The sequence below is a fragment of the Candidatus Enterococcus huntleyi genome (assembly GCF_009933175.1).
Taxonomy (GTDB): Bacteria; Bacillota; Bacilli; order Lactobacillales; family Enterococcaceae; genus Enterococcus_K; species Enterococcus_K huntleyi.
This window is the reverse complement of sequence record NZ_MAEJ01000001.1, coordinates 15,428-41,979: the sequence shown is the minus strand read 5'-3', so window position 1 is coordinate 41,979 and position 26,552 is coordinate 15,428. Positions and strand designations below refer to the sequence as shown.

The following is a 26,552-nucleotide window of genomic DNA, read 5'->3' as shown; positions in this document are numbered from 1 at the left end:
AGAAACAAGATTATCTATCTAATCCACTATCTTACATGCCAAGCTTTTTCTTATTTTCTTCGATTTTTTCATTCCGAACCTTATTGATTTCTTCAATTTTGTTGTCTTTTTGGAAAGATTTATATCCTTCTAATAGACTGTCTAATTCTTTCTCATCTTTGGCTCTAAGCATGCCGACAAGAGTTGTGCCCCAGTTCGTTTGAATTGCGCTCAAGGCACGCGCTTCTTGAGTTCCAGCATCCGGACCAATATTTTCAGTTGGGAATTGAGACGTTAATTTACCATCGCCCCATTCTTGCATTTGTTTCACTGCATCCACATAAGAAGAGTCATTCATTGCTTTGAAACGGTCATGTCCAAATTGAATGAATTCACCCATACGATATTCTAATTGCCATTTTTCTGGATCTTCTTGTTGAATTTTTCTCGCTTCATCTGTCCATTGTACCTTGTTATCGTCACTAACAGTATATGTTTCTCCTTCAATCCCAAAGTTTGTTAACATTTCACCTTCATCACTCAGTAAATACGTGAACAATTGAATCGCTTTTGCAGGATCCGCACAATTTTTCCCAATGTAGTTAATCATCCAACCTGAAATACCTGCTTGTGTTAAAGTAGGTTCATTGCCAACTGTGCTTTGAATCCCATCAACTGCAATATATTCCGCGTCAGGGTTACTAGCTTTAAATGTTTGTAATGGAATTCCTTGGTTTACAAATGAACCAATCATGACTGTCGCATATTTACCAGTTTGCAATTTTTCTTTAAATTTATCGCCATCATCTGTAAATGTATCATCAGAAATATTGCCTTCTTCATGTACTTGACGGAAAGCTTTTACCCAATTAATGTAATCTTCATCCAAGTTACGGTCATAATATTTACCATCTTTTGTATAAGGGACACCCAACATATCTTGGATAACCCCATCCATTGACCCATTTGCAGAGCCATCTTTAGCAAAATCATTAAAGCCAAATGGAATTAAATCAGGATATTTTTCTTTAATTTTGTTCATGCCTGCAATAAACCCTTCTGGCGTTGTAAAATCAGGTTTACCGATTGCTTCATAGACATCTTTTCTAATAATGAAGGCATCTCTGGCAAAAATATCGCCACTATCAAAATCAGCTTGTGTATTTGAATAATCAGGATAGCCATATGACTTATCATCACCTAATTTGTACCAGTTTAATGTTTCTTCACGAGCTACTTCAGTGAAATAAGGATCATACTTTTCTGCTAAATCTTGTAGAGGCAACGCCCATGAATCTGCTTTACGTGCCACTTGTGAGTTAGAATCAAAAATTGTCACGATGTCTGGCATGTCGCCACCCGCAAAATAGGTGTTTAGCTTCGTATCGTCGCCTGTGATAAACTCGATATCAATATTCAAATCTTCTTTGACTTTTTTTGTCACCATATCTTTACCAAATTCAGTATTCCACCAATCGGCATTCACATACCATTTAATTTTAGTCGATTCTTTTTTAGTATCTAATTGCCAGGCTGGTGTCGCTTTATCTGGTGTGTATCGGTCTTCAATCGAAGGTAAACTAACCTCTTTATCTTTGCTTTCATCAGATTTACTATTCCCACAAGCTCCCAACAACATGACACTCGCTAACGTAACTACACCCACTAATTTTTTTCTTGATAGTTTAAACATTTCTATCTCCTCCTATTCTTTTACTGCCCCAAGCATCATGCCTGAGATAAAATGCCGTTGTAACAGTGGATAAATTATTAAAATTGGCACCGTCGTAACGACGATTGTTGCCAGTTGTACCCCTTTTGAAGTAGTGCTAATTTCGACTGCTGCATTTAACCCTTGCTGCGAAGCTGCTTGAGACTGCGTGATGATTTCATACAGCTTCATTTGTAAAGGATAGAGAGCTTTATCTGTAACATATAATTTCGTTGTCATAAAATCATTCCATTGCCAGACGCCATGAAATAAGGCAATCGTGGCTAAAGCTGGTTTAGATAATGGTACAAAAATCTTCAAGAATACACTCCAGTCACTGGCTCCATCAATTTTGGCTGACTCCTCTAAAGAAGTTGGCACATCTCTAAAGAAATTCATCAAAATAATGACATCATAGTAGCTCAACAAAGCAGGAATGATATACACCCAAAAAGTATTCAGTAAATTTAACGATTTTATCAATAGATAAGTTGGAATCATCCCGCCTGAGAAAAACATGGTGATAATTCCCATCGTCGCATATAAATTACGTCCCTTTAAATTACGTTTAGATAAGGCATACGCCATAATCGCACAAAAAGCGGTATGGGCTAACACGCCGAGGACTGTTTTGCCGATAGAAATGATTAATGCTTGCCACATCGTTGAATCGCCTAAAACTTTGCGATAGTTATCTGTCGCTATCTCTGAAGGCCAGAAGACAAAATCGCCTTTTGCCAGTGCATCACTTGAGGCAAATGAGGAAGCTACGATATTCCACACCGGTACGATAATCACGATCGTAAAAGCTAACAATAATAATACATTCACTAAGTTAAAGAGTTTGCTATCTTTATCCTGCACAACATTACTCTTCGGTTTTGCTAATGATAAACTCCGTTTTTTCATGTTTTCCCTCCTTACAGCACTGACTGATTGTCATTCAGTTTTTTAGTTATAATATTAGTTAATACAAGTAAGATGACTGAAATAATCGAAATACCCAAACCAACTGCTGTTGCATAAGAGAAGTCTCCCTGCATCAGACCGACACGGTACACATAAGAATTAATGACTTCTGATTTAGGTTGATTCTGAGAATTCATCAAGACCAAGGTTTGGTCAAGATTTGAATTAAATAAGCCACTGACACTTAAAATCAAATTCAACGAAATGATGTTTCGAATCATCGGAATCGTAATGCTCCAAATCTGACGAAGTCTACTCGCACCATCCATTTTGGCTGCTTCATAATAAGTTGGATCAATCTTAGACATCGTTGCTAGATACAAGATTGTTCCCCAACCCGCTTCTTTCCAGACATCAGATAAAGAAGCGATCCACCAATATTTGCCGACATCTAGCATATGATTTTGCTTAGTCTGAATGCCGATAAAGTTCAACAGCTCATTGATCATACCATTGGATGAGAACCAAGTAATGATCATACCGCCAAGGATAATCCATGACAGAAAATGAGGCAGATAAGAAATTGTTTGAACCACTCGTTTAAAGACACTATCTCGCAATTCATAAATCATCACAGCAATAATAATTGGTAAAACAAAGCCAAACGCTAATTTTAGACCACTAATTCCGAGAGTATTAATTACCGATTCCCAGAAATATTTATCTTCCATAATAATCTTGAAGTTTTCAAACCCAACCCACTGCGCACTCTCTATCGTGTCAATAACTGTATAGTTTTTGAACGCAATGACTAATCCATAAATAGGAATAAAACTAAAGATAATCATATAGACGACTCCTGGAATTGCCATCGTTTGCAGTTGCCACTGCCGTCCAAATGTTTGCCACCATTTTGATAAACGGCTTGCTGTGGTTGGTTTATTATTTTTTGCTTCCACCCTTTTTCCTCCTCTATATCCCTTGACCTACATCATTTCCACTACAATAATTGCTACTTGTTTACTGATTGTTACTCGTTGTTTCTCGTATAATCAAACCGCAATCTAAAACTTTATTCATGCCTTTTTTCTGATGAGCAATCAATCTAAGTAGTTCCTTAACCGCTTGTTTCCCTTGCTCTTGAATCGGATTTTGGACAGTTGTAATGCTCGGTTTGAAATATCCTAGCAATTCAATATCATCAAATCCTACGACACTAAAATCCTGAGGTACCATAAGCCCAACTTCTTCGATGGCTTTAATCACACCGATAGCTGATAAATCATTCCCTGCTAACCAAGCAGTTGGCCATTGTGCTTTCGGTACTTGTAACAAGTACTCTTTAATTTTCAGGTAACTCTCTTTTTCTTCAAACAGTCCTCTAATAACCCAATCATCATTTACAGCCAAGTTTTGCTCTTTCATGATTTCTCGAAACCCTTTGTACCGTTCATCACTGTCATATACATTGACATGTCCTAATAAAAAACCGATTTTTTGATGGCCGCGATCTATCAAATGTTGGGTAGCTATCCGACCAGCTTTACGGGAATCAAACACGACACTACTAATGCTCTCGTCCTTAATTTTCCGATCCACGAAAACCGCTTTAATTCCTTCTGCCCGAATGGTACTTAGTGATGTTTCATCAATCAACTCTTCAAATCCGATAAAGCCATCTACCATATTTCCCAATAAATGAGAGGTTAACACTTGCTTATCTGAAGAGATTACAACATTGACGCCATACTGATGTTTTTCAGCCTCTTCAACAATTGCTTCGATTAATGTGTTGAAATAAGGTCCAGTCGTCGTATGTGTATATAGCCCAATCATTTTTGTCGTCTTAGTTTTTAGTTGTTTACCCATTAAGTTCGGTGTGTAATGTAATTTTTTAGCCGCTTCTGTTACTTTTTCGATTGTTTTGGGTTTCACGACATCCAGGCCATTTAGTGCCTTAGAGACTGTGGCTATTGAAACATTGGCTTCCCGGGCAACATCTCGAATTGTTACTCGTTCTTTCATAGTTACCTCCAAAATAAAAACGTTTTTATTTTTAGTTAATAAAAAGAATCCTTTTTTAATTTATAAACAGAGTATAAATAAAAACGTTTTCAAAAACAATAGTCCCACGTCAGTCTGGCATGTTACACCACGCTTTTGACAAAACAGTCACGGTGGTACAGGCTGTACCACCGATCGACTTTTAGGCTGTTGCCTCTTACTCTACATAGGTAACAGATACGGCAGATACTATATCTAGCGCGCTCTTAGCCAAATAAAAACGAAACTCGCCAGGATCAGTGGTACGTGATAAATCACTGTGAACATATGCCAAGTCTTCAGGTCGAATGGTAAAATGAATAGTTTTCGTTTCTCCGCAATCCAGCTGAACCTGTTGCCAAGCTAATAGCTCTCGTTTCGGTCGAATCACTTCTGTATATTCATCTGTAAAATAAATTTGCGGTAATGCATAACCTGCCAACTCTGATTCGTTTGTGACTTCAAACGATAATTCCAGCTCACAACCACTACGTAATTCATCCGTCGAAACGCGCAATTCACTATAGGTAAACGCACTATAAGATAGTCCGTGACCAAACGCGTAAAGCGGACTATTCTCTTCGTCTAAATAACGAGAAATATATTTCTGATCAGCATTTTCCTCAGTCATTGGTCTACCCGTAGACATTTCTTGGTAGGAATAAGGCAATTGACCGACGCTTCTAGGGAAGCTCATTGGTAAATGACCACTGAAATTTTTCTGCCCTGTTAAAAGAGCTGCCAAAGCTGTCCCAGTTTGGTTACCTAAGAACCAAGCTACTACAATCGCTTTAACTTTTTCTTCAACATCCGTCAATACTAGTGGTCGTCCGCTGAACGTCACCAAGATACTTTCGCTATTCTCGTGAGAAATGACATCAATCAACTCTTGTTCGATGGCTGATAAATTTAACTTGGCCCGACTTGCAGCCTCACCCGCTTCTTGACTATCTTCTCCAACTGCGATTACGACTTTTTCGGCTGCATGAGCGGCCAATTTTATTTTAGACCAGTCAGTTTTTTCATCGTCAATAGCAATGATTTCAATTGCTGAACACTCTTTTTCTAAACCTGCTGCTAATGAAATAGCCGTATCTGAATCACCAATCCATGACCAAGCACCTAAGACATCTGTGGTCGCCGCTTTTGTGCCGACGACTAACAGCTTGTCTTCTTTTTTTAACGGAAGAATCGCTTCATTTTTCAAAAGAACGGCTGAGCGAGTCGCTACTTCAAATGCCTCTACTTTCAGTTGGTCCTTATCAACCTTGTTTTCTAAACCACGATAAGGATTTTCGAATAAACCTAATTCATTTTTTAGTAATAAGATCCGCCAAACTGCAGCATCTAACTGTGGCATCAAGTGATTTTCTTCCACGATTGCAGCCAACTCTTCCGAATAACAGTCGGTCATCATATCAATATCGACGGATGCATCAAAGGCTTTCTTTGCAGCATCGCGTGACGTCTGAGCAACTCGATGATTTTTTAATTCCGCAATAGCCGCCCAGTCTGATATCAAAACTCCATCAAATCTCAATTTCCCACGTAAAACAGATTGTATCAATGCTTTGTTAGCCGTCACCGGAACGCCATGCACGCTATTAAATGAAGTCATCACCAGTTGAACGCCAGCTGAGATGGCTCCTTCAAAAGCCGGTAGATAATTTTGATGCAATTCAACATCTGAAATATCAACGGTGTTATAGTCCCTACCGCCTTCAGCAGCTCCATACCCAATGAAGTGTTTAACACAAGCAGCTAAACTCGTTTCCTTTTTCAAATCATCGCCTTGATATCCTCGAACATAAGCTTTCGTTAATGCCGTAGATAGACGAGGATCCTCGCCATTACTTTCTAGCACTCTTCCCCATCGTGGATCCTTGACGTAATCAGCCATCGGTGAAAAAGTTACATGTATCCCTTCACTAGCAGCTTCCACTGCCGAATTCTGTGCGACTCTTTCGATTAATTCCTCATCAAAAGAAGATGCTAAAGCTAAAGGAATTGGAAAAATTGTTTCATATCCATGAATCACATCCGCCATAAACAAGAGCGGAATTTGGTGTTTGCTATGCGCCAAATAATCAGCCTGAATTTGTTTGACCTCTGCTGCACGATGAGTCCCTAACACTGAACCAATCTGATAACGTGTCGAATCAGCAATTTTTTGTCCCAATGGCCCCGTGATTTCACCTTTATTACCAAAAAAATCAGGAGTCACTTGAACCAATTGTCCTACTTTTTCTTCAAGAGAAAGACTTAGTAATCGTTGCTTTAACTTTTCAATTTCCATAATTATGCCTCATCTTGATTTGTTTGTGTTTGAATCAACTGCTTGTACCAGTCAAACGAATCTTTTTTCCGACGTTCCAACGTTCCGTTTCCTTGATTATCTTTATCGACATAAATAAAGCCGTAACGTTTTTCCATTTCCCCCGTACCAAAGCTGACAATATCAATAATGCCCCAAGGTGTATAACCCATTAATTCAACCCCATCAACAGTTACAGCCAGAGCCATTTGATTAATGTGCTTTTGCAGATATTCGATGCGATAATCATCATGGATTTTTCCATCTTCAATTTTATCGTAGGCACCAAAGCCATTTTCAACAATGAACATTGGTAAATTATAGCGTTCATAAATTACATTCAGCGTATAGCGCAGACCAACTGGGTCAATTTGCCAACCCCAATCACTCGCATTTACATAGGGATTATTAACAAGCTTAGCATGCGGATATTCTTCTATCGGATCGCCTGCGACGTCTTCTAATGTCGTCACAGCGCCAGACATATAATAGCTAAATCCAATATAATCAACCGTTCCTTCAAGTAAAGCTTGGCGTTCTTCGTCAGAAATATCAATGACATAGCCTTTTTGTTCCCAATATTTCTGTGTATAAGTAGGAATTTTGCCGCGAACATGGACATCTGAATAAAAGAAACGGCGATTCATAACTTTGACCGAAGCCATCAAGTCTTCGGGGTTACAAGAATACGGATAGACCGGAACATAGGCCATCATACAGCCAATTTGAAAATCAGGATTGATTTCGTGCCCTATTTTTACTGCTTTTGCACTAGCAATTAACTCATTAACACCTGCTTGGAAGGTCAACGCTTCTCTATTTTCGCCTTCTTTAAAACGCATCGCCGAGTTCGTCCACGTATGGAGATCATGTTGGCCATCCGCTTGATTATTAATCTCATTGAAAGTCATCCAATACTTAACTTTATCCTTATAGCGAGTCATCACGGTCTTGGAAAAATGAACAAAGAAGTCGATGACTTTTTTATTTCTAAAGCCCCCATATTGCTCGTACAAATGATAAGGAATTTCGAAATGTGACAATGTAATTACTGGCTCGATACCATTTTTCAACAATTCATCAAATAAATCATCATAAAATTGTAAACCTGCTTCATTTGGCTCTACTTCATCCCCCAAAGGAAAAATCCGGGTCCAGTTGATAGATGTCCGAAACGCTTTTAGTCCTAATTCTTTGAATAATTGAATATCTTCTTTGTAACGATGATAAAAATCAATCGCTTCGTGGTTCGGATAGTTTTCTCCTTCTAGCACACCTTCTGTAATTTTCCGAGAAACACCATTCGCCCCTGCTGTCATTACATCCGCGATACTTACGCCTTTCCCCTCTTGGTCCCATGCACCTTCTACTTGATGGGCAGCTACTGCGCCGCCCCATAAGAAATCCTTTGGAAATTGTTTCATCATTATCCACTCACCTCGTCTATTTATTACAGCTAGTATAGTGGTTGATTTTTTCCGATTCAATAGTTCTTAAGCACTCTGGTTACCAATCAACCAAATAGAAAAAAGCATCACATTGGTACAAGTTGTACCAACTGTGATGCTTACCTATTTTTCATTTACTATTCCTGTAAACGATTGGCTAACTGCTCAATCAAGAAGATACAAGGAATCTGACTCGTTAAATCTTCATGTTTTCTTACACGCCTGATATCTACGTGATAATCTAATACAAAATCTGACATTTTAGCCAGCGTAGAATTAATATCTGCCGTAATAGCTACTGTCACAAAATCATCTTTATTCCGAAATCCATTAGCAACTTCCACAACCTCAGTGGTCATTCCCGACACCGATAGCGTAACTAAAATATTATCACTGGTATTCTTCAGTTTCGACATAATTGGATACGTATGATCAATGAGCGCAAAGCTATTATACCCAATAGAAGCAAACCGTCTCGCTGCATACTCACAAATGGACCCCGAAGCACCAATCCCAAAGAAAATAATATTCTCACAATACTGGATACGTTCAACGATCTGATTCAATTTGCTCTCAACATTTCGCGGAAAATGATTTCTACTCAGTATATTCAAGGCATCATCAAATCGATCACTTTCAACCGACTCAATACTAAACTGGCTACGAAATTCTGTATAGCTCTCATACCCCAGTTTACGAATCAGACGCATCACCGAAGAAGCCGAAGTATGAGATTCTTTCGCAATATCTCTCAACCGCATATAAGGAACCTTATCCACGTTGCTACTCATATAATGATAAATAGCCTGATCAGTAGCAGATAATGAATTGAAATCAATATTTCCGAAAAACCCCATGTTTATCCCTCGCTCTCTGCTCATTACTATATACTATTCTAGCAAAAAACTCTATAGTTTGCGAAAGCTGTTAGTCAGTTTAACGGTCTAAAAATTGCTTACACAGCCCATCCATTTTAACAATATCAGGTGGATGGCTGTTGTACTTTCTCTTCAAAATTATAGTAATTCCCATCTATTTTTATCGTGATGTTGATCTTTTCGGCAACTATTTGATAGGTCAGTTCCCCTTTATTATAGAGACGTTTTCCCTTTTCAGAAGGTTCTTCCGCTACTAGTCCGATGCTTTGTTCGTCTGTTGTTTTATCCACTGTTTTTGAGTCTGCGGATTGCTGGTAGTAATCAATCAAGAATAATTCTTTCATGGTTTTTGCATAATACAGATTGGTGGTACGAATCGTAAAATCACTTGTTAACTTTTCATCTTCTAAAATAAGAATGAGTAAACTAGTGGTTAGACTAAAAAATAGTAGAACAGAAAGGAAAATCCCTCCATGCTGTTTATTCTGGAATTTCCCATTGACCCCAGTGTTTGTGTCCATCTAAAAACACCACCTCCAATCGAATCTGTTTATTCTCTTGTTTCGCCTTAAATGTCGCAACTTCCGTTAGCATAGGTTGATGGCCGCCATTTTCTTTTTTACGAATTAAGTGTTGATAGGGTTCAATTAGGACATCGCCACCCGTAGAATTTTTCAAATAGAAGGTATCCCCTTCAACTTTTACAAACAGATCCTCCTGTAATTCATACTCCAGCTGGACAAGAAATATTTCCCACTCTTTTTCCTTTGTCTGTTGCAGTTGCTGATGTGTTTCCTGAGTAATCTGGATAAAGGGTCCGATGAGAAGAAACAACCCACTCAAAACAATCAAAGCAATTAAGCATTCTAATAAAGTAAAACCCGAGTATGATTTATGGATTTTTTGATTCAATCAACAATTGCTCCTCCCCAGCAATTATTTGTGCGGACTGATAAGAAGCACTCTGCTGTATACTTACTTGGTATTGTCTAGAAAAGTTTTTTTCTCGCTCCTTCTCTCCTTGATGAAAGCGATAATCCCTCGTTTCTTCATATAAAACACGACACAGCTCAACTGTACGCATTTGTGCCTTCCCTCTTTGCATCAGTAAGCTTTCTGCATAAACAAAGGATAAGATAATCGTTGAAAAGACAATAAAGGAAAGAATCGCTTCAAATAGAATATAGCCTTTATTCTGCGATTTTTTTAATATACCGGCCACTTCCCAACTGAAACTGATAGCTAATCACTTTATTTTCCGCCTGCCAGTAAAAGCTCATTTTTTTCAAGCTACTATTATTACCTGAGTTCATCGCAAAGACGATTTTTGGCGTTCCCGTATAGATTAACTCTTTAGGAATCTCTAAATTTGCCCATTTAATCCCCGTTGAGATCATCGTTCGAAAATAAATAGAATGCGCACTTATCTGAACCTCCGACGGCAGCATCCCTGTAATGGCTGCTTGTTGGCTAGCTAATACCCGCTTCTCTAAAGTCGTAAAAAATTGTTCTACCTCAATCTTTTTTTGCAATGGTGCGCTGGCTAGGGTCGGAATAAAAACAAAACTGGTCACCACCATCAAGGCAATTAATGTTTCAATCAGGGTAAAACCCTTCAGCTGCCTTCTGATCACGGTGTTACCTCATGCAATTTATCATATTTCTCTTTCTGGTCTTTGGTGATATAACCCTCCTTCAGTAAAGTTTCGGTATCTGGTACCGCACTATCCTTTTCAATCGAATATAGCTCCATTTGCGTTTCGACAACTTTGACAATCGCCTGATTACTCTCTTCATTTACCGTGTCTCTATGCTTAGATAAATTAGGGACAAATAAGAGAATTAAAACACTAATGATCAGCAATACAATGAGCATTTCTATTAATGTAAATCCTCTATACATATTTTTTTTCAAACTTGTTATCATTTGTACACCCCTTCCATATTCCCATAAATTGGTAATAACATTGCTCCATAAATACTAACGATTAATACGGCAATCACTAAAAATATAATCGGCTGAATCCATTGCAATGAACGCTCGACTTTCTTGAAAAATTCGCGCCACATAAATGCACTATAGAAAAGTAGTTCCTCCCCTAATTTCCCTTTAGCCTCTCCTTGAATAACAATACGACTCATCTCTTTTGTCAAAAACAGGTACTCTTCTAATTGTTTAGCTAGTGGCTTACCTTGTTGAAGAGCACTTTTCAAATCATCTGCCAGCTCCTGCATTACACTTCCCTCTTTGGTGACTGCCATGCATTCAATAATCTGCTTTAACTCCAATCCTTCTTGAAATAATTTACCCCATTCTAACGAGACATACGCTGAAAGATAGCTTCTATAGAACGCACCAATTCCCCATAGACGACTATAGAATTTAGCCTTTTGAAGAGCTGTACGCCGATGCATTAATAAATGAAAAACTACAGCGATTATTCCTATTAGTAGAAAAAACAAACCAAAATAAATCGGTCCTTTCTCAATAAATTGAATCCCCAAATGATTTTTATCCACCATCTCAGATAACAAAAGCTGGGGTAAAAGAACCTGACGCATGCCAACAAGCACGCCGGTCATAAAGAATAATAACAACGCTGGATAACTACATAGCTTAAGAAAGTTTTTCCGTTGTGTTTCCAGTAAATTCATTTGAGTAGCCATTGAGCGCAGCGTACTCACAAAATTGCCGTGAACTTGTGCCAACTCAATTTGGACGATTTGTTGAGCATTGAATTCGGCATCAGTAAAGCATGCCGCTAAGCTCTGTCCCTCATTCAAGTTCACTTGGAATTGTTCCAATAAAATATTGGGAAATTGGTTCATTTTTTGGATAAAATGTAACGCTTCTTGGATACTAAAACCATTTTGGAGGAGCTCAGAAAAAAACAGTAAAAAAAGTTGTTGTTGGCTGCGCTTATTCTTCTTCCATTTTGTAGGTTTCCTCATCAACTCGCCCTTCTTCATACAATTCCTTCAGTTGTGTATTCCAGTCTATCGCAGTCGTTTGCTGGCAATGATACAACTGGTACGCAACCAATCCCTTCACTAATGAATCTGAGTGATCTGTAAGGAGTCGTTGATAGATAATTCCGTTCAAGCAATTATCAATTTCCTCGGTCGCTTGTCCTTGAGTAAGTTCCTCCAAGCGTTCTCTAATTCCCGTTAAACTCTTGGCATGGATTGTGGCATAGACTCGATGTCCCGTCAAAGCCGCACGAATAGCAGCCAACGCCGTCTGTCGATCTCTTATTTCACCGATAATTAAGACATCAGGATGATGTCTAAGCGAAAGCTTAATCAACGTTTCGTAATCTTGTTGAATTTTATGATTAATCTGCAGCTGTAAGAATTGTTCTTCTTCAATTTCTACAGGATCTTCAATCGTAATCACTTGCGCATGTACTTTTTTGGCTAATGCATACATTAGCGTGGTCTTACCGGAACCGACAGGCCCGCCAAATAAATATAATCCTCGACGATTCGTCTCTTCTCGAATTTTTTCTAACACCTCTGGACAGAAATATAAAAGCTGACTTTCCCCAAATGCATGTAGAAATCTAAGTACCAGACTTTCCTGTTGTCGATAATTTCCAACTGTGGAAATGCGCAACCGTTGCACTTCACCATTAACAAGATACGTACAGGCACCCAACTGAGCTTTCCGTCGCTCTCCAACGTCCATTTGGCCTAAATATTTAAAGCGACTAATCAACTGTTCTGCGAGAGACTCCTCAATCTGCTGCTGTACCTGCCATTGATCATTTCTTCGATAGATAATTTGATATTCTTGACCCTTCGGTAACACATAGACATCTTGCACCTGCTTTATTTTTCCTTCTATCACTAATTCATCTGATAACTGTTGAATCATGCTATACCCGTTGCCAGAACTCTATAAAACAGTGCCATTTAACGTTCCTGCTCTCAGCTTTTTCCTGCTTACTCACCAGGCTTGTTTCCCCTGTTTATTCTGGTCAATTTTGCAGACGCTCACTAAATAGCTCGAAAGTTTATTTTTACTATTTTATAAAAGTTACATGCTCTGTCAAATCAGCTTCCCTCCTTATGCCTGTTCTCATTTCGAGAAACCTAGCGCTGTAACCACCGAAATCGCTCCTCGCTTCTTCTCTTCGTCCTCTTTTTTAGAAATCCTCCTCTACTTTAACGACTTTATTTCATGCCCTCTCATCACTTACATACGCAAACAATCTTTTGTTTTTTTGAAAATAATCATTTCCTCAAATTTTTTCGCAAACTATTCTGCCTCAGCTTTCTACCCATCTCACTAAGACTTGTTCGCCCTATTTCCCTAAACATCTCGATACTTCTTCCTATTTTCTACCTCCTTTTATAGTTCCACAAACCAATCTCTCCTATTTTCAATAGCTTACTGAGCCCTAGTCCTTTTGGTTATTCTTAGCCTGATTTTCTTCAGAATAGACAAAAAAGTCCCTTGTAGTAGGATTTTAAATCACTACTACAAAGAACTTTCTAGGTAAATTCTATTTTAGTTCTATCAAATGACCGTTTTATTCTTTAAACTTATTTACTAATTTATCTAGGTCTCTTTATTTAAACTGTTTTAAGTCAATTTAGTCTAGCCTTGCTTTTAGTAAACTAATCCTAGTGCACTGGCTATTTTTTAGTTTTATCTTGGAAACGGGCCTCTACACGATAGATACGTTGTCCTCGCGAAGAAAACTTTTCTTCATATTCAGTCATAATATTTCCCTCATAATCACTTGTATGAAGGTCTAACCAAACTTTTTGCAGACTCATACCATATTGAGAAAAGCTTGCTAGTGAATATTCAAAGAGCCCTTGATTATCTGTTTTAAAATGAATTTCGCCAGCTGGTTTTAAAATTTGTTCATCCGTTTCGAGGAATGTTTTGAAGGTTAAGCGACGTTTCTCATGACGTTTTTTTGGCCAAGGATCTGAAAAGTTTAAATAAATTTGATCCACTTCACTATCTGCAAAATAGTTGGTTAACGCAGATCCATCAACATGCAACAATTGTAAGTTCGTAATTCCAGCTTCCACCAAACGGTCCAATGCCATCGAAACAACACTCAACTGCATTTCTACACCAATATAATTAATTTCTGGATGGATTTTTGCCATTTCTGTAAGAAATTGACCTTTTCCTGTGCCAATCTCAATATGAATCGGGTTTTGATTACCAAAACGTTCATGCCAACGCCCTTTCCATTCCTCTGGGTTTTGCACTACATAATTTGGATGAGCAGCAACTAATTCATCTGCTCCTTGACGATATCTTACACGCATCTTCTCTCTCGTTCCTCTCTTTTCAAGCTATCCTAGCTCAAACTATTATCAGGCAAGGAACAAGCTTGGATCCAATTAATCATCCAAGCCTGTAACTTTTCTGTATTCAATTCTACTTAATTTATTTAATTATTTTTCAGCCACTAAATATTCGTTTTAACTGTAAAATTTCAGCATTCATCCGTTTGAAATCGTTCCGTTTATATAACCTTGAAACTTCTTGCAAAAGATTCATTACCGCATACCAATGCATCCGCTCCAACGTTTCATCTGACGAACGAATTCCATAACTCACTAACCACTGGCTCCAACTCGATAGCGGCACATAATGACCTAGAATCGTTCCTATATCAACAGCTGGATCAGCAAACATAATTGAATCCCAATCGACAAGATACAGATAATTTTGACAAACCATCCAGTTTCGATGATTCACATCGCCATGCACCACTGTATACTGTTCTTTATTATAACTCGGCATTTGTCTCTTTAAATAACGAAGGACAAGCTCTAAAAATTTATTTTTCTTGATGGCATCTGGCATTTGCTGTTGGTATTCTTGCAACATTAGTTCTGGCGTTACAAATTTCCCACCAATTTTTTCCATCATCGTCTTTAAAGTAGAAGAATGGTGCAAATGGTACAATACATCGATTACGTCGTTTCGACGACCAATCTCATCAGGCGTTAGGATACGGCCTTCCATCCACTCTTGGGCTGTCAAGGTATCGCCATTGCCGGTTCTCTTTGTCCAAACAAGCCTCGGCGTAATCCCTTCTCTCGATAGAGCAGCCAGCATGGGGGTGGTATTGCGTTTAATGAACACACGGTCATTATTGCGCATACCTATATATGTTTTTCCTGTGTCCCCTTTTATCGGGCGGACTCGCCACTCTTGGTCCAACTGAAACTCCATCGGTACTGTCTCCTATCTACTAGTTTTCGCAGTATCTACTATTCTATCTCCCTAAAACACCACCGTCAAGCACCTATCCAGTCATTTTTGTCGAAAGATACCAGAACTTTACTATAAAATCAAGAAAGCCTAGCGTTCCATCTTCTTAATTCGGGATGGAACGTACAATTTAGTAAAGCCTAGCACGACGACTAAATAACTTGCTAAAGAAATACCAGCCTCTTGAAGATTTTTTAAACCAACCAAAGCAAACAAACCAAAGATCACCGCTGCAACAAGCAGTAACAAGCCAATCAAGGACTGAATAGCTCGCCCTTTTTGCCCACTGGAAACGGGATATAGCTGCGTCAGAACCATATAATGAAATTGGTTATATAAAGGAATCAATTGGAAGCCAATTAGATAGAGAAAAACAACTCCTAAACCAACACTAAACCATAGCGAATCAAGAAAATATAGAAACAGACTACCGATAGCTACGAGTCTTAAATATAAGCCACTAAACTCTGATCCGCGAAGCATCCGTCTCGCATACAGATAAAGATAGGTTTGTTTATGCTGACGTGGAATGAAATTTAATACGCCATCCAAATATTTCCGACGTTTAACAGTCGCTGTAATCTCTGGTACATCTGTAAACAAATTAATGAATTGATACAAACGATGCAAACGGTTCTGTTCTTTATCTACCATCGCTTCCCAATCCAAGCCAGCAGAAAGTCGTCGCTTGAAGTAGAATGAAACGCCCACTGCTTGTGCCACACCAAGAATAGCCCCTAGCCAAGAAAAGGTGTACACACCGACAAATAAAATCACAATTGCTGAGACTAGCCACAGGATCCGACTGGTATTCTTTTCGGTCTGACTAATTTGATAAAGCCCGTAGCGTTGCACTTGTAACTGACTAAATTTCAGACTCCACAACATCAGTAAAAACCAAAAAAACTCTCCAAACTGAAACCCACCTGAGATTACTAATAACGGCATCAAAAACCCACTAACAAGTACTAATAAAAAGAAAGGAACGAGACACGAATAGGCAAAACTTCGCTTAAAATAGGCACCCATCTCATTTTCTTTAGGTAATAAAAAGACCATATCTGCTGGCTCAGCTAGGGTTACAAAACTCCCTACATATAAACTAGCTAGCCAAATCAGCGCAACAATTCCATTGCCCCAGAAAAAATTATCTGGCAAAGTTTTCAAGAGATTAGAATAATAAAAACCAACCCCACCCAGTAAAAATAGACAGACTAACACGAAGTGGTCGTTAAATACATAACGCATATAGCGCATCATACGCTTCTGATGACGAGCTAAGCGTTTTTGAAAAAAATCACTCATGGTCTTGCTCCTTTGTCAACGCCACATAGATTTCATCTAATGAAGAATCTGGCAACTGGAATTCTTGACGTAATTCGGCCATTGTTCCTTGCGCTCGAACCTCGCCATTATGCAGCACCACAAAGCGATCACAATATTTTTCAGCCGTCGCTAAAATATGTGTCGACATTAGAATCGCCGCTCCGTCACGACGCATCTCGTCCATTAACTCTAACAACGCGTGAATCGCTAATGGATCCAACCCTAGAAATGGCTCATCGATAATGTACAAACTCGGCTCAATTAAAAAGGCACACAGAACCATGACTTTTTGTTTCATCCCTTTAGAAAAATTAGCTGGAAACCACTCTAATTTATTTTCTAAACGAAACGTCTTTAACAATTTATCAGCTCGCTTAAAAGCTTCCTCCTGAGGAATATCATAAGCCATCGCCGTCACTTCAATATGCTCCTTCAACGTCAACTCTTCATATAAAGAAGGCGTTTCTGGTATGTAACCAATTTTTTTACGGTAGTCTTCTGGTTGACTCTTTATCGTCAAATCATCAATCGTGATTTTGCCTTTTTGTGGCGTTAATAAACCAATCACATTTTTAATCGTGGTACTTTTCCCAGCACCATTCAGCCCAATCAGCCCAACCATTTCGCCATTATTGACGTCAAAACTTATATCTTTCAAAACAGGAATATGGCCATAGCCACCTGTCACTTGCTCAATCTTCAAACTCATCTTCGTTCCTCCAGTTTTTCATTAAGATTATTATAGCATTTTTTTGAAATGACTATCCTATTATTTTTAGGTCAGCTAGATTAAGGTTTCCATTATACAAAGTGAAAATGAGTATGTTACATTTCGAGTAAAAGTGAACTATCGATTTTTTTAATTAGTTTTCATTCGCACGTTTGTTCAAAGTGAAACATCCAGTGAAAAGGTTGCTTCTACAGGAATTCTCCAACAATCTGTGGTTCGATTAAATCTCACATCAGAAAATTAATCTATCTATCCAAGATCAAACTCAAAAATACAATAAAAAAAGACAAACCCTCAACTACGGCTTTGCCTTTTATTCATGATTATTTTCGCTATACATTAATCGCATGATTTCTAAACATTTTGTTGTCACTTTTTTAGGCGCAGTTTCGACAAATTGAAAACCTCTTGTTTGAATGTCAACCATACGGTGATGTTCAAGCAGTATCTGCCCTTGAATTTTAGCGCTCTCTGGCAATGAGACATGTAGGGGGAATAGCTTTGATTTTGAAGTGATTGGTGCAACACCAATCATATAGCCCATATGTTTATTGGTACTTGTCAGCATGATACAGGGTCGCTTCCCTCGTTGTTCATGTCCTTGGGTTGGGTCAAAGTCTAAATAGAATATATCGCCTTGTCTTAATTTCTGATAATCATTTTTCATCACAGAATTTCTCTCCCAACATTTCCACCCCACTCAAAACAGTCACTATCGCCTAACGGTTCCCCGTCATAACCAATGAATAAATCATCGAATGTTTTTGGCTCATCAGTAATTGGGACCAGCGTTATTTTTCCATTGCTAATCGTCATTTGAAGCTTATTGTTATCCTTAGCTCCTAGTTGTTCCAAATCGGCTTTTGAAAGTAAGATCCCTTTCGAATTGCCCCACTTCTTAATTTCTTTAATCGCAATTTTCATCTCAATACCTCCTTCAGCTCTTAGTCTATTATAGCACGTTTCCGTCAGTATGTATAAACATGTATAAACATTTTTAGAACCAAACGGAAAAAATTTGCGTACATGTCTTCACTAAAGAATCTTCACTTTTTCTCAACCTATTAACGCCACCATAAAATTATTTAGTTACTTTTTATTCATAGCCTTTGAACCCTATAAAAATCAGCTCACCTCCATTTGATATTATTTTTATACAGCTAATTTAAAACAAAATATTCGAGACTTATTAACCGTTTAACCGCTTACTGCTCTTCTACAAATTTAACTGATAAATTATTTTTTAAAAAGTGTGGGAGTAAAAATAATCAACCCTACTGCAAAAATTATAATCATCACTAACAAAGGAACTACAAACCAGTTACTAATTTTACTATTCTTTAATTCATTCTTTAAATTAACAGCTCTACTTTTAAAATAGAACAGTGGTATAAAATTAGAAAATAGGCTGATTGCAATAATAATCGTTGCTTGTGTTGAAAGATTCCCCCACCATTTTTGACTTACTAATAAAATCACTAAACTAATATTGGTAATAAACGGTGGTATGGATAGTTTTTTCATTGTGCTTAGTTCAGCTTGAACCTTAATATCTTTCACGATATCTGATCCCTCCAGTAATAAATGATCTAAAAATAAGTCGTACAAATGAGCTAAACGGATTAAACTTTCAATATCAGGAAATGTCTTTTTAGTTTCCCAATTTGAAACAGACTTTTGAGATACAAAAATTTTTTCTGCAACCTGTTCTTGTGTCATTGATAATTCTTTTCTTTTTTCCTTCAACGTTTCACTAAGTTCCATAATTTTTACACCCTCACCTTACTATCATTTGTTTATCTACTCTACCCAATCTACCTACTAAAGCAAAAAAACACCATAGAAACATGTTACTAAACCCTATAAATCAAGGTTTATTTTTCTGGAAAATATTAAAAGAATACCTCGTTTAATGGAGAAAAAATTATTTTATATATTGAGTTGCCTATTTTATGTCTCTGCTTAATCATATAAATTACACTCTGTAGATGAATAATATCATCACATACCTAGCTTTAACTAGGCGTAAATTACAATTGCTAGAGAAAAATAAAGCCTATCTAGGTTTCCATTATACAAAGTCATTTCATGCGTGCTATACTTTAGAAAAAATGTGAGGTGGACTTTTATGAATGAAAAAGAAATAGCTTTATATGTTGAGTTAGCCATGAAAAATTTATTCTTTGCAAAAATCCAAAGAGAGAATGTCGCAAGTGAAGTCACACGTTTACTTAAGTCCAAGAGTCTTGAAGAAGTTCAGCAATTGCTCGCTAAGAAATAAAGAAAGTCTGAAAGAATCAATAAAATAACCTAGATGAAAACGAGCGAGGTTCTTTGGAGCATGGAAATCCATAGCTGTAGGGTCTCGCTTAGTTACTTTTTTCGACTTCCCGTCCTATTTCGCTTACAAGTAATTCAAGATGTGGTAAAGTTAACTTACTAAGAATTTTTGACTCTCGAGTTATGAAAGGATGTTCTTCATGGAAAATTGTATTTTTTGTAAAATTATCAATCAAAAGATCCCTAGCCACAAAGTATATGAAGACGACGTTGTTTATGCCTTTTTAGATATTTCACAAGTTACAAAAGGCCATACACTAGTCGTTCCCAAAACCCATGTCACTGATTTATTTGACTATGATGAGGCGCTTGCTTCGGCTGTCTTTGCACGGATTCCAAAAATTGCCAAAGCTATCGAAAAAGCTTTTCCAGAAATGGAAGGCTTAAACATGATTAATAATAATAAAGAATTAGCCTATCAATCCGTCTTTCATTCACATGTTCATTTGATTCCTCGTTATAGCAAAGAGGATGACTTTTCTATACATTTTGGCAACCATCAAGACGACTATCAAAGTCATGAACTAAGCCAAATTGCTGAAACAATTGCAAAGCAGGTGGCCGAAAATGATTAAAAACTTCATGAAAGGCTTACTGTTTGGTAGCCTAACTGGTGCCGCGGCTGGTCTTTTATTGGCTCCTGACAGTGGAAAAAAGACTCGCGAAAAAATCATTTCAGAGATTGACGAAACCACGGATTTAACAATGAATGTCAACGAAAGCTTGGGGCGTTTTAAAGAAGCGCTGATTGTCACAAAAGAAACCGCCGCAGAATTATTGCCGGTCTTTCAAAGTGGCATAGAAAAAGATATTGAAGACTTCAAATTCCAAGCAGAACCACGGATTGCTAAAATCCAAGAACAAATCAATCAACTGACAGAAGAGCTTGAACAAGTCTCAAACGAATTCTCTGGCGAACAACAAAAAGGGCGTCAACGATTTCATTTGAATCGTCCTTAGGTATAACTGAATAAATTCACATAAACCAAAAGAAACAGACTGGGCGAATTTTTGTCCCTGTCTGTTTCTTCTTTTCTTCTTAACATTTTTTAACCCACTATGCTAATATATTACGGTTCATAGAAAACGGTTACAACGTTTTCCTTATGGAATACTGCTAAATCTAGTTTATTCAGCTTTCTCCTTAAGTGCTTGTTTCTTATCATGAATTCGGCTTTGAACATTGACCATTTCTTCTCTACTCAAGTCATAATATTTCATCGCCACTAGCCCAATCAGCCAACCGATAATCGGAATCCCATAGAATAAGAACAAAGTCATCCATTTTATCGCGGGTGTTGGTGCGTCTGTCGGTTGCGGTGAAACTGTTGTATAACCAATCAAAGAGACAGCTAACGCAGCAATCGTGGTTCCTAAAGAAGTCACTAGCTGATCGATGAAGTTATAAGAAGCCGTTACAACCGCAGGCATAAAGCGGCCCGATTTATCTAACTCAAAGTCAATAATGTCACTTCTCATCGCACCATTTGCAATCGTCACCACCATTTTTGTTCCATTAGTTAGAAGGAGTAGAGCAAAGAATACTACCATCAGAACGGTGTTCGTAGCGATTGACCGCATATCAATAGCGACTAAGAACAACACACTGACAACTGAGAGTACAATACAAATCCGTGTCCACGTGACAGTTGCCGCCTTATTCCCAAATTTCCCGGCATACCGAGCGCCTACAATGGCAAAAAGAATAGCTGGTAGCATAGAGACCGTATTAATGATGGTCCCAATTTGAATATTACCGATTAGAATACCAAACATTAGGGTAGTCACAATCGCTTGGCTAGTTGTTTGCTGCGCCAATTTTGCGGCAACAGAAGAAACGATATACATTTGAAACGGACGATTTTCTTTGAAAAGAGCCAACATGTCCTTAAGATTCACGGATGTTTCTTCCCCAGAAGCTCGGATTCCAACAAAATTTTCTGCCTTATCAATTTTCATAACACCAATGATACATAGCGTCGTGAAAACCAACGAAATAAGAATAAATAGTACAGCTGTTGCTTTCAACATTTCGACTGAGTACTGATTATTAAAGCGTGGCAACATGACCATTACCATGATTAAACTTAAAGCGGTAGGGACCGCGTAACTAAAGACGGTACTCCAAACCTGAACAGCTGGTCGTTGCTTAGGATCATTGGTTAAAATCGTGGGAATCATGTTCCCCGTAATATCAAATACCGATGAACCGATAATGTAGAGGACATAAAATGTAATGAAATAAATCATGCCATGGCCCGCGCCAGAGCCCCAAGTAAAGAGCATTAATACGGCAACTGAACGAATAACCCAACCTACCGCCAAGAGAATTCGTAATTTACCAAAACGCGTATTGATACTATCAATCATGATTGCTAAAAACGGATCAATCAACCCGTCAAATACTCGGCTGACCGTTAGAATCATTCCCATCACGGCCATCACAATTCCATAGCCTTCATTTCCCACATAACTCATTAACCCAACTAAGGTGTAAAAGACCATCGCAGACGCATTATTAAACTGAGAGAGGATAATTTCCCAATTTTTTGCACGCCGATACTCTACTTCTGAGGGTTGACTTATTTTTTCTACATTGATTTCGTTTTGCTCACTGACATTAACTGTCGCCATTTTAATTCATTCCTTTCACCCTATTATAAGCATTCTAGCTTTCTTGTATGTCGCTTGTTTATTTTTTATCATATGAAAAATGAGTAAATACGGCCGGAGTCTGCGACATTTTGCCATTTCCTGTCGCATACATGCCTAGATAAACGCCCGTAAAACCACCGGCAATTTCTTTACTTAATAATCTTGCCTCGCCTTCACCTAGTAGGTGCTCTTTTCCACTTGGTTCTTTGACTGACCAATAATATTTGTCCTCTTTCGCTTGGATGATTAGTGTGACATTTTCGCCTGAATAATCCAAACTGTTAGCCAGGTAACAGATATCTCCCACTTGCTTGCGTAAGCTAAGTACTTGTCGTCCATCTTTGTTCATACGAAAGACATCATAATGAAAATTTTCGTTCATATAAATGGTTACACCCGCTTCTTCCCCTTCATTGTTTGGTGAAAAAGTGAAGTCAACAGACACTTCACAGATCGGTGATGTTTGGCGGCAACCAATAAAAACAGGTGCGGTGTCTGTGTTATTTAAAGTGGCTGCTTTGCCATAGAGGCTAAGTCCTGCTGAAAACTTCCAAGCAGACTGTTCCAGCTGCCGAATCGTATTCCACCGATTGTGTAGTTGGCGGCTAGAGAAATCATCAGACCAATTCGTCTCAATCATTTGCTCACCCGCTCCACTGATTTCATGTTCTACTAGAACTCTGCCATTGTCTCCCAGAATTGGCCACTGATCATCTGTCCAAGTAACCGGAACAAGACTCGTTTCTCGCCCAAGATGGTGGATTTTGTGACGAGCCAACGGACGAATCCCCAGTATGACCGCCACCCATTCGCCGGCAACGCTTTCAATCATGTCCGCATGTCCGGTTGCTTGAATCGGCAATGAGGTACTGCGATTACTCGCGATTGGGTTCTGCGGACAACTTTCAAAAGGACCAAATGGCTGAGTTCCTCGCGCGATTGTCACCATATGACCAAATTCTGTTCCACCTTCAGCAACCAACAAATAATAATAGTGATCTTTTTTATACAAATGAGGACCTTCTGGTGCACTGTGACCTGTCCCAGCCCAAATATGCTGCAACTCACTTGTTAGTTTACCTGTTTGAAGATCAATTGTCGCTTGAATAATTCCCTCTTTTGCTCCAGGGATGGGATAAGCCGAAGCGGTTAAATAAACCGTCTCACCTTCAAAATAAAGGGAAGGATCGTAGCCCATCAGCCCATCAATATAGATGGGCTCTGACCACTCGCCAAACGGATCTTCCGTCCAGACGTAAAAAGTTTTCATGGTGGTATTATTGGTAGTAATTACGTAATACTTGCCTTGGTAATAGCGAATAGTTGGTGCATAGACTCCTTGTGATACCGGGAAATCTCTGACTCTTTCTAGATCAAGTTGGGATTCTCTCGTCAGCACATGATCAATCTGTTCCCAATTCACTAAATCGGTACTTTTAAAAAGTGGAATCGCCGGAAAATATTCAAAGGAACTATTGACTAAAAAATATTCCTCTTTGTCATTACGACAGATACTCGGATCAGGATAAAATCCTGAAATGATTGGATTTTTATATTTCATGGTATCCTCCTATTTTACCTCTACGTACTAGACCTTTTTGATTTTTGTCAGACTCTGGTTGAGTTTATTCACTCGCGCTTTTGAAAAATTCTTACCCTCTGAATCCATCTCCATTAAGACATCTAACGTCATGTTCTTCATCATGCCGTACATCGGAATTTGCGTTAAGTCACCTAATGTTTCCACCATACACACTCTTGTTTGCTCGTTATTCATTAACGTTTCAACGGAGTCTCTAGATGAATACACATCATCAGTGATTTCAACCTCAACTAGCGGCTGACTCTCATCAATCTCAGGTATTTCAAACCAGTTTTCGACATTCTCACCTGCTCGATCATCCTCTAATTCATACGCTTTAAATGGCTCTGACACCTGATGGAAATAAGCGGTATCCTGAATTGTCTCTGATTGATTTAACGCTTGAACACTGAACTGATTATGTTCTCCATTCAACTGGATATCTGGAATAGTCACTTTTTTATTTTCCGCTTGATACGTGCCAACTGACTGATCGTTCAGAAATACTTCGACTTCTTGACAATTGGTATAAATGACTAGGTTGATTGTTTGGCTCGCACGCTCGACGTAGCGCTTACTAGCAATGTGAATGAACGGTTGATCTGACCAGTGAGCCTTATACATGTAAAATGCATCTTTTTTAATTTTTCTATCAAACGTCACTAGCCCTTTATTATTCCGGCCTTTGACGCCCCCTTCATCACGAACATTGGCACCAAAATCAAACATATTCCAAACGTAGGTCGCCCATAAGAATTTTCTTTTCGAAAAAATAGACCAGACTTTTTCATGGAATAGCGCATGATATTCTTCGCTGTAATCATTTACCTGAGGATGGTCATTGTGATATTCGACGATCCCTTCTGCACCATATTCTGAGATTGCTAATGCTGTTTGTGGATTCGTTTCATGATAGCCATCAATCCAGCCAGCAAAATCCTCGGCTTTGCCCATGTACCAGCCATAATATTTGTTATAACCAATAATGTCTGTCAAATAGTTATACTCGTCCGTATCAGAGACGGTTAAGACATTCGCCATCGTCGTTAAACGGGTCGGATCTTCTTTTTTAGCTATCTCAATTAAATTTTTGACAATTTCCCGTGCAGTTTTGTCGCTGACATGATCGATTTGAATTTCATTTTGAACACCCCAGAAACAAATAGCTGGGTGATTAAAATTTTGTCTGATTAGTTCAATCAATTGCTGCTCCGCATTTTCTTGTGGCGTGTCGGATTTTGAAACCTCGGTAATAAAAGGAATCTCGGCCCAGACAATCATTCCTGCCTGATCACATAAATCATAAAAATAACCATCATGTTGATAGTGAGCTAACCGGATCGATGTTGCCCCTATTTCTTTAATTAACTCCATATCCTGTCGCTGATCTTCTTTTGAGATGGCCCAGCCTTTCGTCATCTTATCTTGATGTCTAGAAACACCATTTAAACGTAAAGATTCCCCATTCAGGTAGAATCCTTCTTCTGGATCAACTGAAAAGTATCGCACACCAAAAGGAATACGCACTTCGTCTATCGTGTCATTAAATTGCTGTAATTTGATATGCAAGCTATAGAGATAAGGATCTCTCTTACCATTCCACAAATGCGGATTTTTGATAGCCAAATCAAAAGCAATTGACGTCCCCTCTTGCGTTTCATCAAATAACACTTCTTGTGCACCATAGGTAACTAGCTGATCTTGTGTATTCAGGATTTCATACCAGACACGAACTTTATGACTCGTATTGGTCTTATTTTTCAGCCGTGTTTTAATTGTCAATTCAGCAAGCTCTTTTGTGACCTCCTCTTGCTGAATATACACACCACTGGAGCCAAAATCCTCTAAGTCAATGTGCAATGGATTAACCGAAATTAGGTTAACATCCCGATAAATCCCCCCATAAAAGGTAAAATCGGCTCTTAATGGATAGACCTCTTGATATTCTGCATTATCTACTTTGACTTGAATAAGATTCGTTGCTCCAAAAGTCAAATATTCGGTAATATCAAATCGGAACGTCGCATAGCCTCCTTTGTGTTGACCAACATACTGATTATTCACATAGAGCTCTGTCACACTATTGGCACCCAAAAATTCAATAAATTGCTGATTGTTGCGTTCCATTTCAGAAAAGTGAACTTCTTTTACATACCAGCCTACTCCTCGGTAATAATCAAAGCCATTATTACCATCAATCGCATTCCAAGTATGTGGTAAGTCAATGTTCTCCCATTCTGAATAATGTTCATTCACTTGTGTTATCGTTTGTTCCCCTTTATAAAAGAACCAATCCGAATTTTTATTCTCGATATTGCGCATTGTTCTCCTCCTCTACCCACTTATATAAAAGCGCTTTCTTATACTGATATATTACTTCCTTTCAC

27 protein-coding genes are annotated in these 26,552 nt (G+C 38.4%); 3 read left to right on the top strand and 24 right to left on the bottom strand.

Annotation, left to right across the window (positions count from 1 at the left end; translation table 11 throughout):
* Positions 1–31: 31 nt before the first annotated feature.
* The 21 genes from BAU15_RS00180 to BAU15_RS00080 all read right to left on the bottom strand — a co-directional run bounded on the left by BAU15_RS00180 (position 32) and on the right by BAU15_RS00080 (position 19,352).
* Positions 32–1,672 carry a type 2 periplasmic-binding domain-containing protein gene (locus BAU15_RS00180; RefSeq protein WP_161840731.1) on the bottom strand — a complete coding sequence of 547 codons (1,641 nt, stop codon included), beginning with the start codon at positions 1,670–1,672 and terminating at the stop codon, positions 32–34.
* A 12-nt stretch (positions 1,673–1,684) separates the two neighbouring features.
* Positions 1,685–2,599 carry a carbohydrate ABC transporter permease gene (locus tag BAU15_RS00175; protein ID WP_161840730.1) on the bottom strand — a complete coding sequence of 305 codons (915 nt, stop codon included), beginning with the start codon at positions 2,597–2,599 and terminating at the stop codon, positions 1,685–1,687.
* Positions 2,600–2,610: 11 nt separating this feature from the next.
* Positions 2,611–3,471 carry an ABC transporter permease gene (locus BAU15_RS00170; RefSeq protein ID WP_202622694.1) on the bottom strand — a complete coding sequence of 287 codons (861 nt, stop codon included), beginning with the start codon at positions 3,469–3,471 and terminating at the stop codon, positions 2,611–2,613.
* 148 nt (positions 3,472–3,619) lie between these two features.
* On the bottom strand, positions 3,620–4,624 hold the full coding sequence (locus BAU15_RS00165) for a LacI family DNA-binding transcriptional regulator (protein ID WP_161840728.1): 1,005 nt from the start codon (positions 4,622–4,624) through the stop codon (positions 3,620–3,622).
* 196 nt (positions 4,625–4,820) lie between these two features.
* Entirely contained in the window at positions 4,821–6,938 is a 2,118-nt protein-coding gene (locus BAU15_RS00160; protein WP_161840727.1) for a glycoside hydrolase family 3 N-terminal domain-containing protein, read from the bottom strand.
* Positions 6,939–6,940: 2 nt separating this feature from the next.
* Positions 6,941–8,383 carry a 6-phospho-beta-glucosidase gene (locus BAU15_RS00155; RefSeq protein ID WP_161840726.1) on the bottom strand — a complete coding sequence of 481 codons (1,443 nt, stop codon included), beginning with the start codon at positions 8,381–8,383 and terminating at the stop codon, positions 6,941–6,943.
* A 158-nt stretch (positions 8,384–8,541) separates the two neighbouring features.
* A complete protein-coding gene (locus BAU15_RS00150; protein ID WP_161840725.1) occupies positions 8,542–9,261 on the bottom strand; it encodes a MurR/RpiR family transcriptional regulator in 720 nt (239 codons plus the stop codon).
* 125 nt (positions 9,262–9,386) lie between these two features.
* The gene (gene comGG / locus BAU15_RS00145) at positions 9,387–9,803 is read right to left on the bottom strand and encodes a competence type IV pilus minor pilin ComGG (protein WP_161840724.1); all 417 of its coding nucleotides are present in this window, start codon (positions 9,801–9,803) and stop codon (positions 9,387–9,389) included.
* A complete protein-coding gene (gene comGF / locus BAU15_RS00140; protein WP_161841266.1) occupies positions 9,763–10,194 on the bottom strand; it encodes a competence type IV pilus minor pilin ComGF in 432 nt (143 codons plus the stop codon). Before comGF ends, comGG begins: the two co-directional genes overlap by 41 nt.
* Complete coding sequence (locus BAU15_RS00135; RefSeq protein ID WP_161840723.1) at positions 10,175–10,504, bottom strand: hypothetical protein; 330 nt, start codon at positions 10,502–10,504, stop codon at positions 10,175–10,177. Before BAU15_RS00135 ends, comGF begins: the two co-directional genes overlap by 20 nt.
* Positions 10,473–10,916 (bottom strand): competence type IV pilus minor pilin ComGD, encoded by a 444-nt coding sequence (gene comGD / locus BAU15_RS00130; protein WP_161840722.1) that lies wholly within the window; start codon positions 10,914–10,916, stop codon positions 10,473–10,475. The genes BAU15_RS00135 and comGD overlap by 32 nt, the downstream gene beginning before the upstream one ends.
* Positions 10,913–11,209 carry a competence type IV pilus major pilin ComGC gene (gene comGC, locus BAU15_RS00125; RefSeq protein WP_202622680.1) on the bottom strand — a complete coding sequence of 99 codons (297 nt, stop codon included), beginning with the start codon at positions 11,207–11,209 and terminating at the stop codon, positions 10,913–10,915. Before comGC ends, comGD begins: the two co-directional genes overlap by 4 nt.
* Complete coding sequence (comGB, locus tag BAU15_RS00120; RefSeq protein WP_161840721.1) at positions 11,206–12,234, bottom strand: competence type IV pilus assembly protein ComGB; 1,029 nt, start codon at positions 12,232–12,234, stop codon at positions 11,206–11,208. The genes comGC and comGB overlap by 4 nt, the downstream gene beginning before the upstream one ends.
* Positions 12,203–13,159 carry a competence type IV pilus ATPase ComGA gene (gene comGA, locus BAU15_RS00115; RefSeq protein WP_161840720.1) on the bottom strand — a complete coding sequence of 319 codons (957 nt, stop codon included), beginning with the start codon at positions 13,157–13,159 and terminating at the stop codon, positions 12,203–12,205. Before comGA ends, comGB begins: the two co-directional genes overlap by 32 nt.
* Before the next feature lie 764 nt (positions 13,160–13,923).
* The gene (gene trmB / locus BAU15_RS00110) at positions 13,924–14,577 is read right to left on the bottom strand and encodes a tRNA (guanosine(46)-N7)-methyltransferase TrmB (protein ID WP_161840719.1); all 654 of its coding nucleotides are present in this window, start codon (positions 14,575–14,577) and stop codon (positions 13,924–13,926) included.
* Positions 14,578–14,713: 136 nt separating this feature from the next.
* Positions 14,714–15,493, bottom strand: a complete 780-nt coding sequence (locus BAU15_RS00105; RefSeq protein WP_161840718.1) for a phosphotransferase family protein — start codon at positions 15,491–15,493, stop codon at positions 14,714–14,716.
* A gap of 129 nt (positions 15,494–15,622) precedes the next feature.
* The gene (locus BAU15_RS00100) at positions 15,623–16,837 is read right to left on the bottom strand and encodes an ABC transporter permease (protein ID WP_161840717.1); all 1,215 of its coding nucleotides are present in this window, start codon (positions 16,835–16,837) and stop codon (positions 15,623–15,625) included.
* Positions 16,830–17,567, bottom strand: a complete 738-nt coding sequence (locus tag BAU15_RS00095; protein ID WP_161840716.1) for an ABC transporter ATP-binding protein — start codon at positions 17,565–17,567, stop codon at positions 16,830–16,832. The genes BAU15_RS00100 and BAU15_RS00095 overlap by 8 nt, the downstream gene beginning before the upstream one ends.
* Positions 17,568–17,901: 334 nt before the next feature.
* On the bottom strand, positions 17,902–18,255 hold the full coding sequence (locus BAU15_RS00090; protein ID WP_161841264.1) for a type II toxin-antitoxin system PemK/MazF family toxin: 354 nt from the start codon (positions 18,253–18,255) through the stop codon (positions 17,902–17,904).
* Positions 18,255–18,512: an AbrB/MazE/SpoVT family DNA-binding domain-containing protein gene (locus BAU15_RS00085; protein ID WP_161840715.1), complete on the bottom strand. Its 258-nt coding sequence runs from the start codon at positions 18,510–18,512 to the stop codon at positions 18,255–18,257. The genes BAU15_RS00090 and BAU15_RS00085 overlap by 1 nt, the downstream gene beginning before the upstream one ends.
* 312 nt (positions 18,513–18,824) lie before the next feature.
* Entirely contained in the window at positions 18,825–19,352 is a 528-nt protein-coding gene (locus BAU15_RS00080; RefSeq protein WP_161840714.1) for a helix-turn-helix transcriptional regulator, read from the bottom strand.
* Between the two features lie 364 nt (positions 19,353–19,716).
* On the opposite strand from BAU15_RS00080, the gene BAU15_RS15545 reads away from it, so the two are divergent.
* From BAU15_RS15545 to BAU15_RS00070, 3 genes are all read left to right on the top strand, one after another.
* A complete protein-coding gene (locus tag BAU15_RS15545; RefSeq protein WP_202622679.1) occupies positions 19,717–19,869 on the top strand; it encodes a hypothetical protein in 153 nt (50 codons plus the stop codon).
* A 199-nt stretch (positions 19,870–20,068) separates the two neighbouring features.
* Positions 20,069–20,503, top strand: coding sequence for an HIT family protein (locus BAU15_RS00075; RefSeq protein ID WP_161840713.1), 435 nt, complete (start codon positions 20,069–20,071; stop codon positions 20,501–20,503).
* Complete coding sequence (locus BAU15_RS00070) at positions 20,496–20,888, top strand: YtxH domain-containing protein (protein ID WP_161840712.1); 393 nt, start codon at positions 20,496–20,498, stop codon at positions 20,886–20,888. The genes BAU15_RS00075 and BAU15_RS00070 overlap by 8 nt, the downstream gene beginning before the upstream one ends.
* Before the next feature lie 168 nt (positions 20,889–21,056).
* Here BAU15_RS00070 and BAU15_RS00065 read toward each other — a convergent pair whose 3' ends face one another.
* From BAU15_RS00065 to BAU15_RS00055, 3 genes are read right to left on the bottom strand one after another with little or no spacing between them, the layout of a single operon-like run.
* On the bottom strand, positions 21,057–22,562 hold the full coding sequence (locus BAU15_RS00065) for an MFS transporter (protein WP_161840711.1): 1,506 nt from the start codon (positions 22,560–22,562) through the stop codon (positions 21,057–21,059).
* Between the two features lie 58 nt (positions 22,563–22,620).
* On the bottom strand, positions 22,621–24,144 hold the full coding sequence (locus tag BAU15_RS00060) for a glycoside hydrolase family 43 protein (RefSeq protein WP_161840710.1): 1,524 nt from the start codon (positions 24,142–24,144) through the stop codon (positions 22,621–22,623).
* A 27-nt stretch (positions 24,145–24,171) separates the two neighbouring features.
* The gene (locus tag BAU15_RS00055) at positions 24,172–26,487 is read right to left on the bottom strand and encodes a glycoside hydrolase family 2 protein (RefSeq protein ID WP_161840709.1); all 2,316 of its coding nucleotides are present in this window, start codon (positions 26,485–26,487) and stop codon (positions 24,172–24,174) included.
* Positions 26,488–26,552 lie beyond the last annotated feature (65 nt).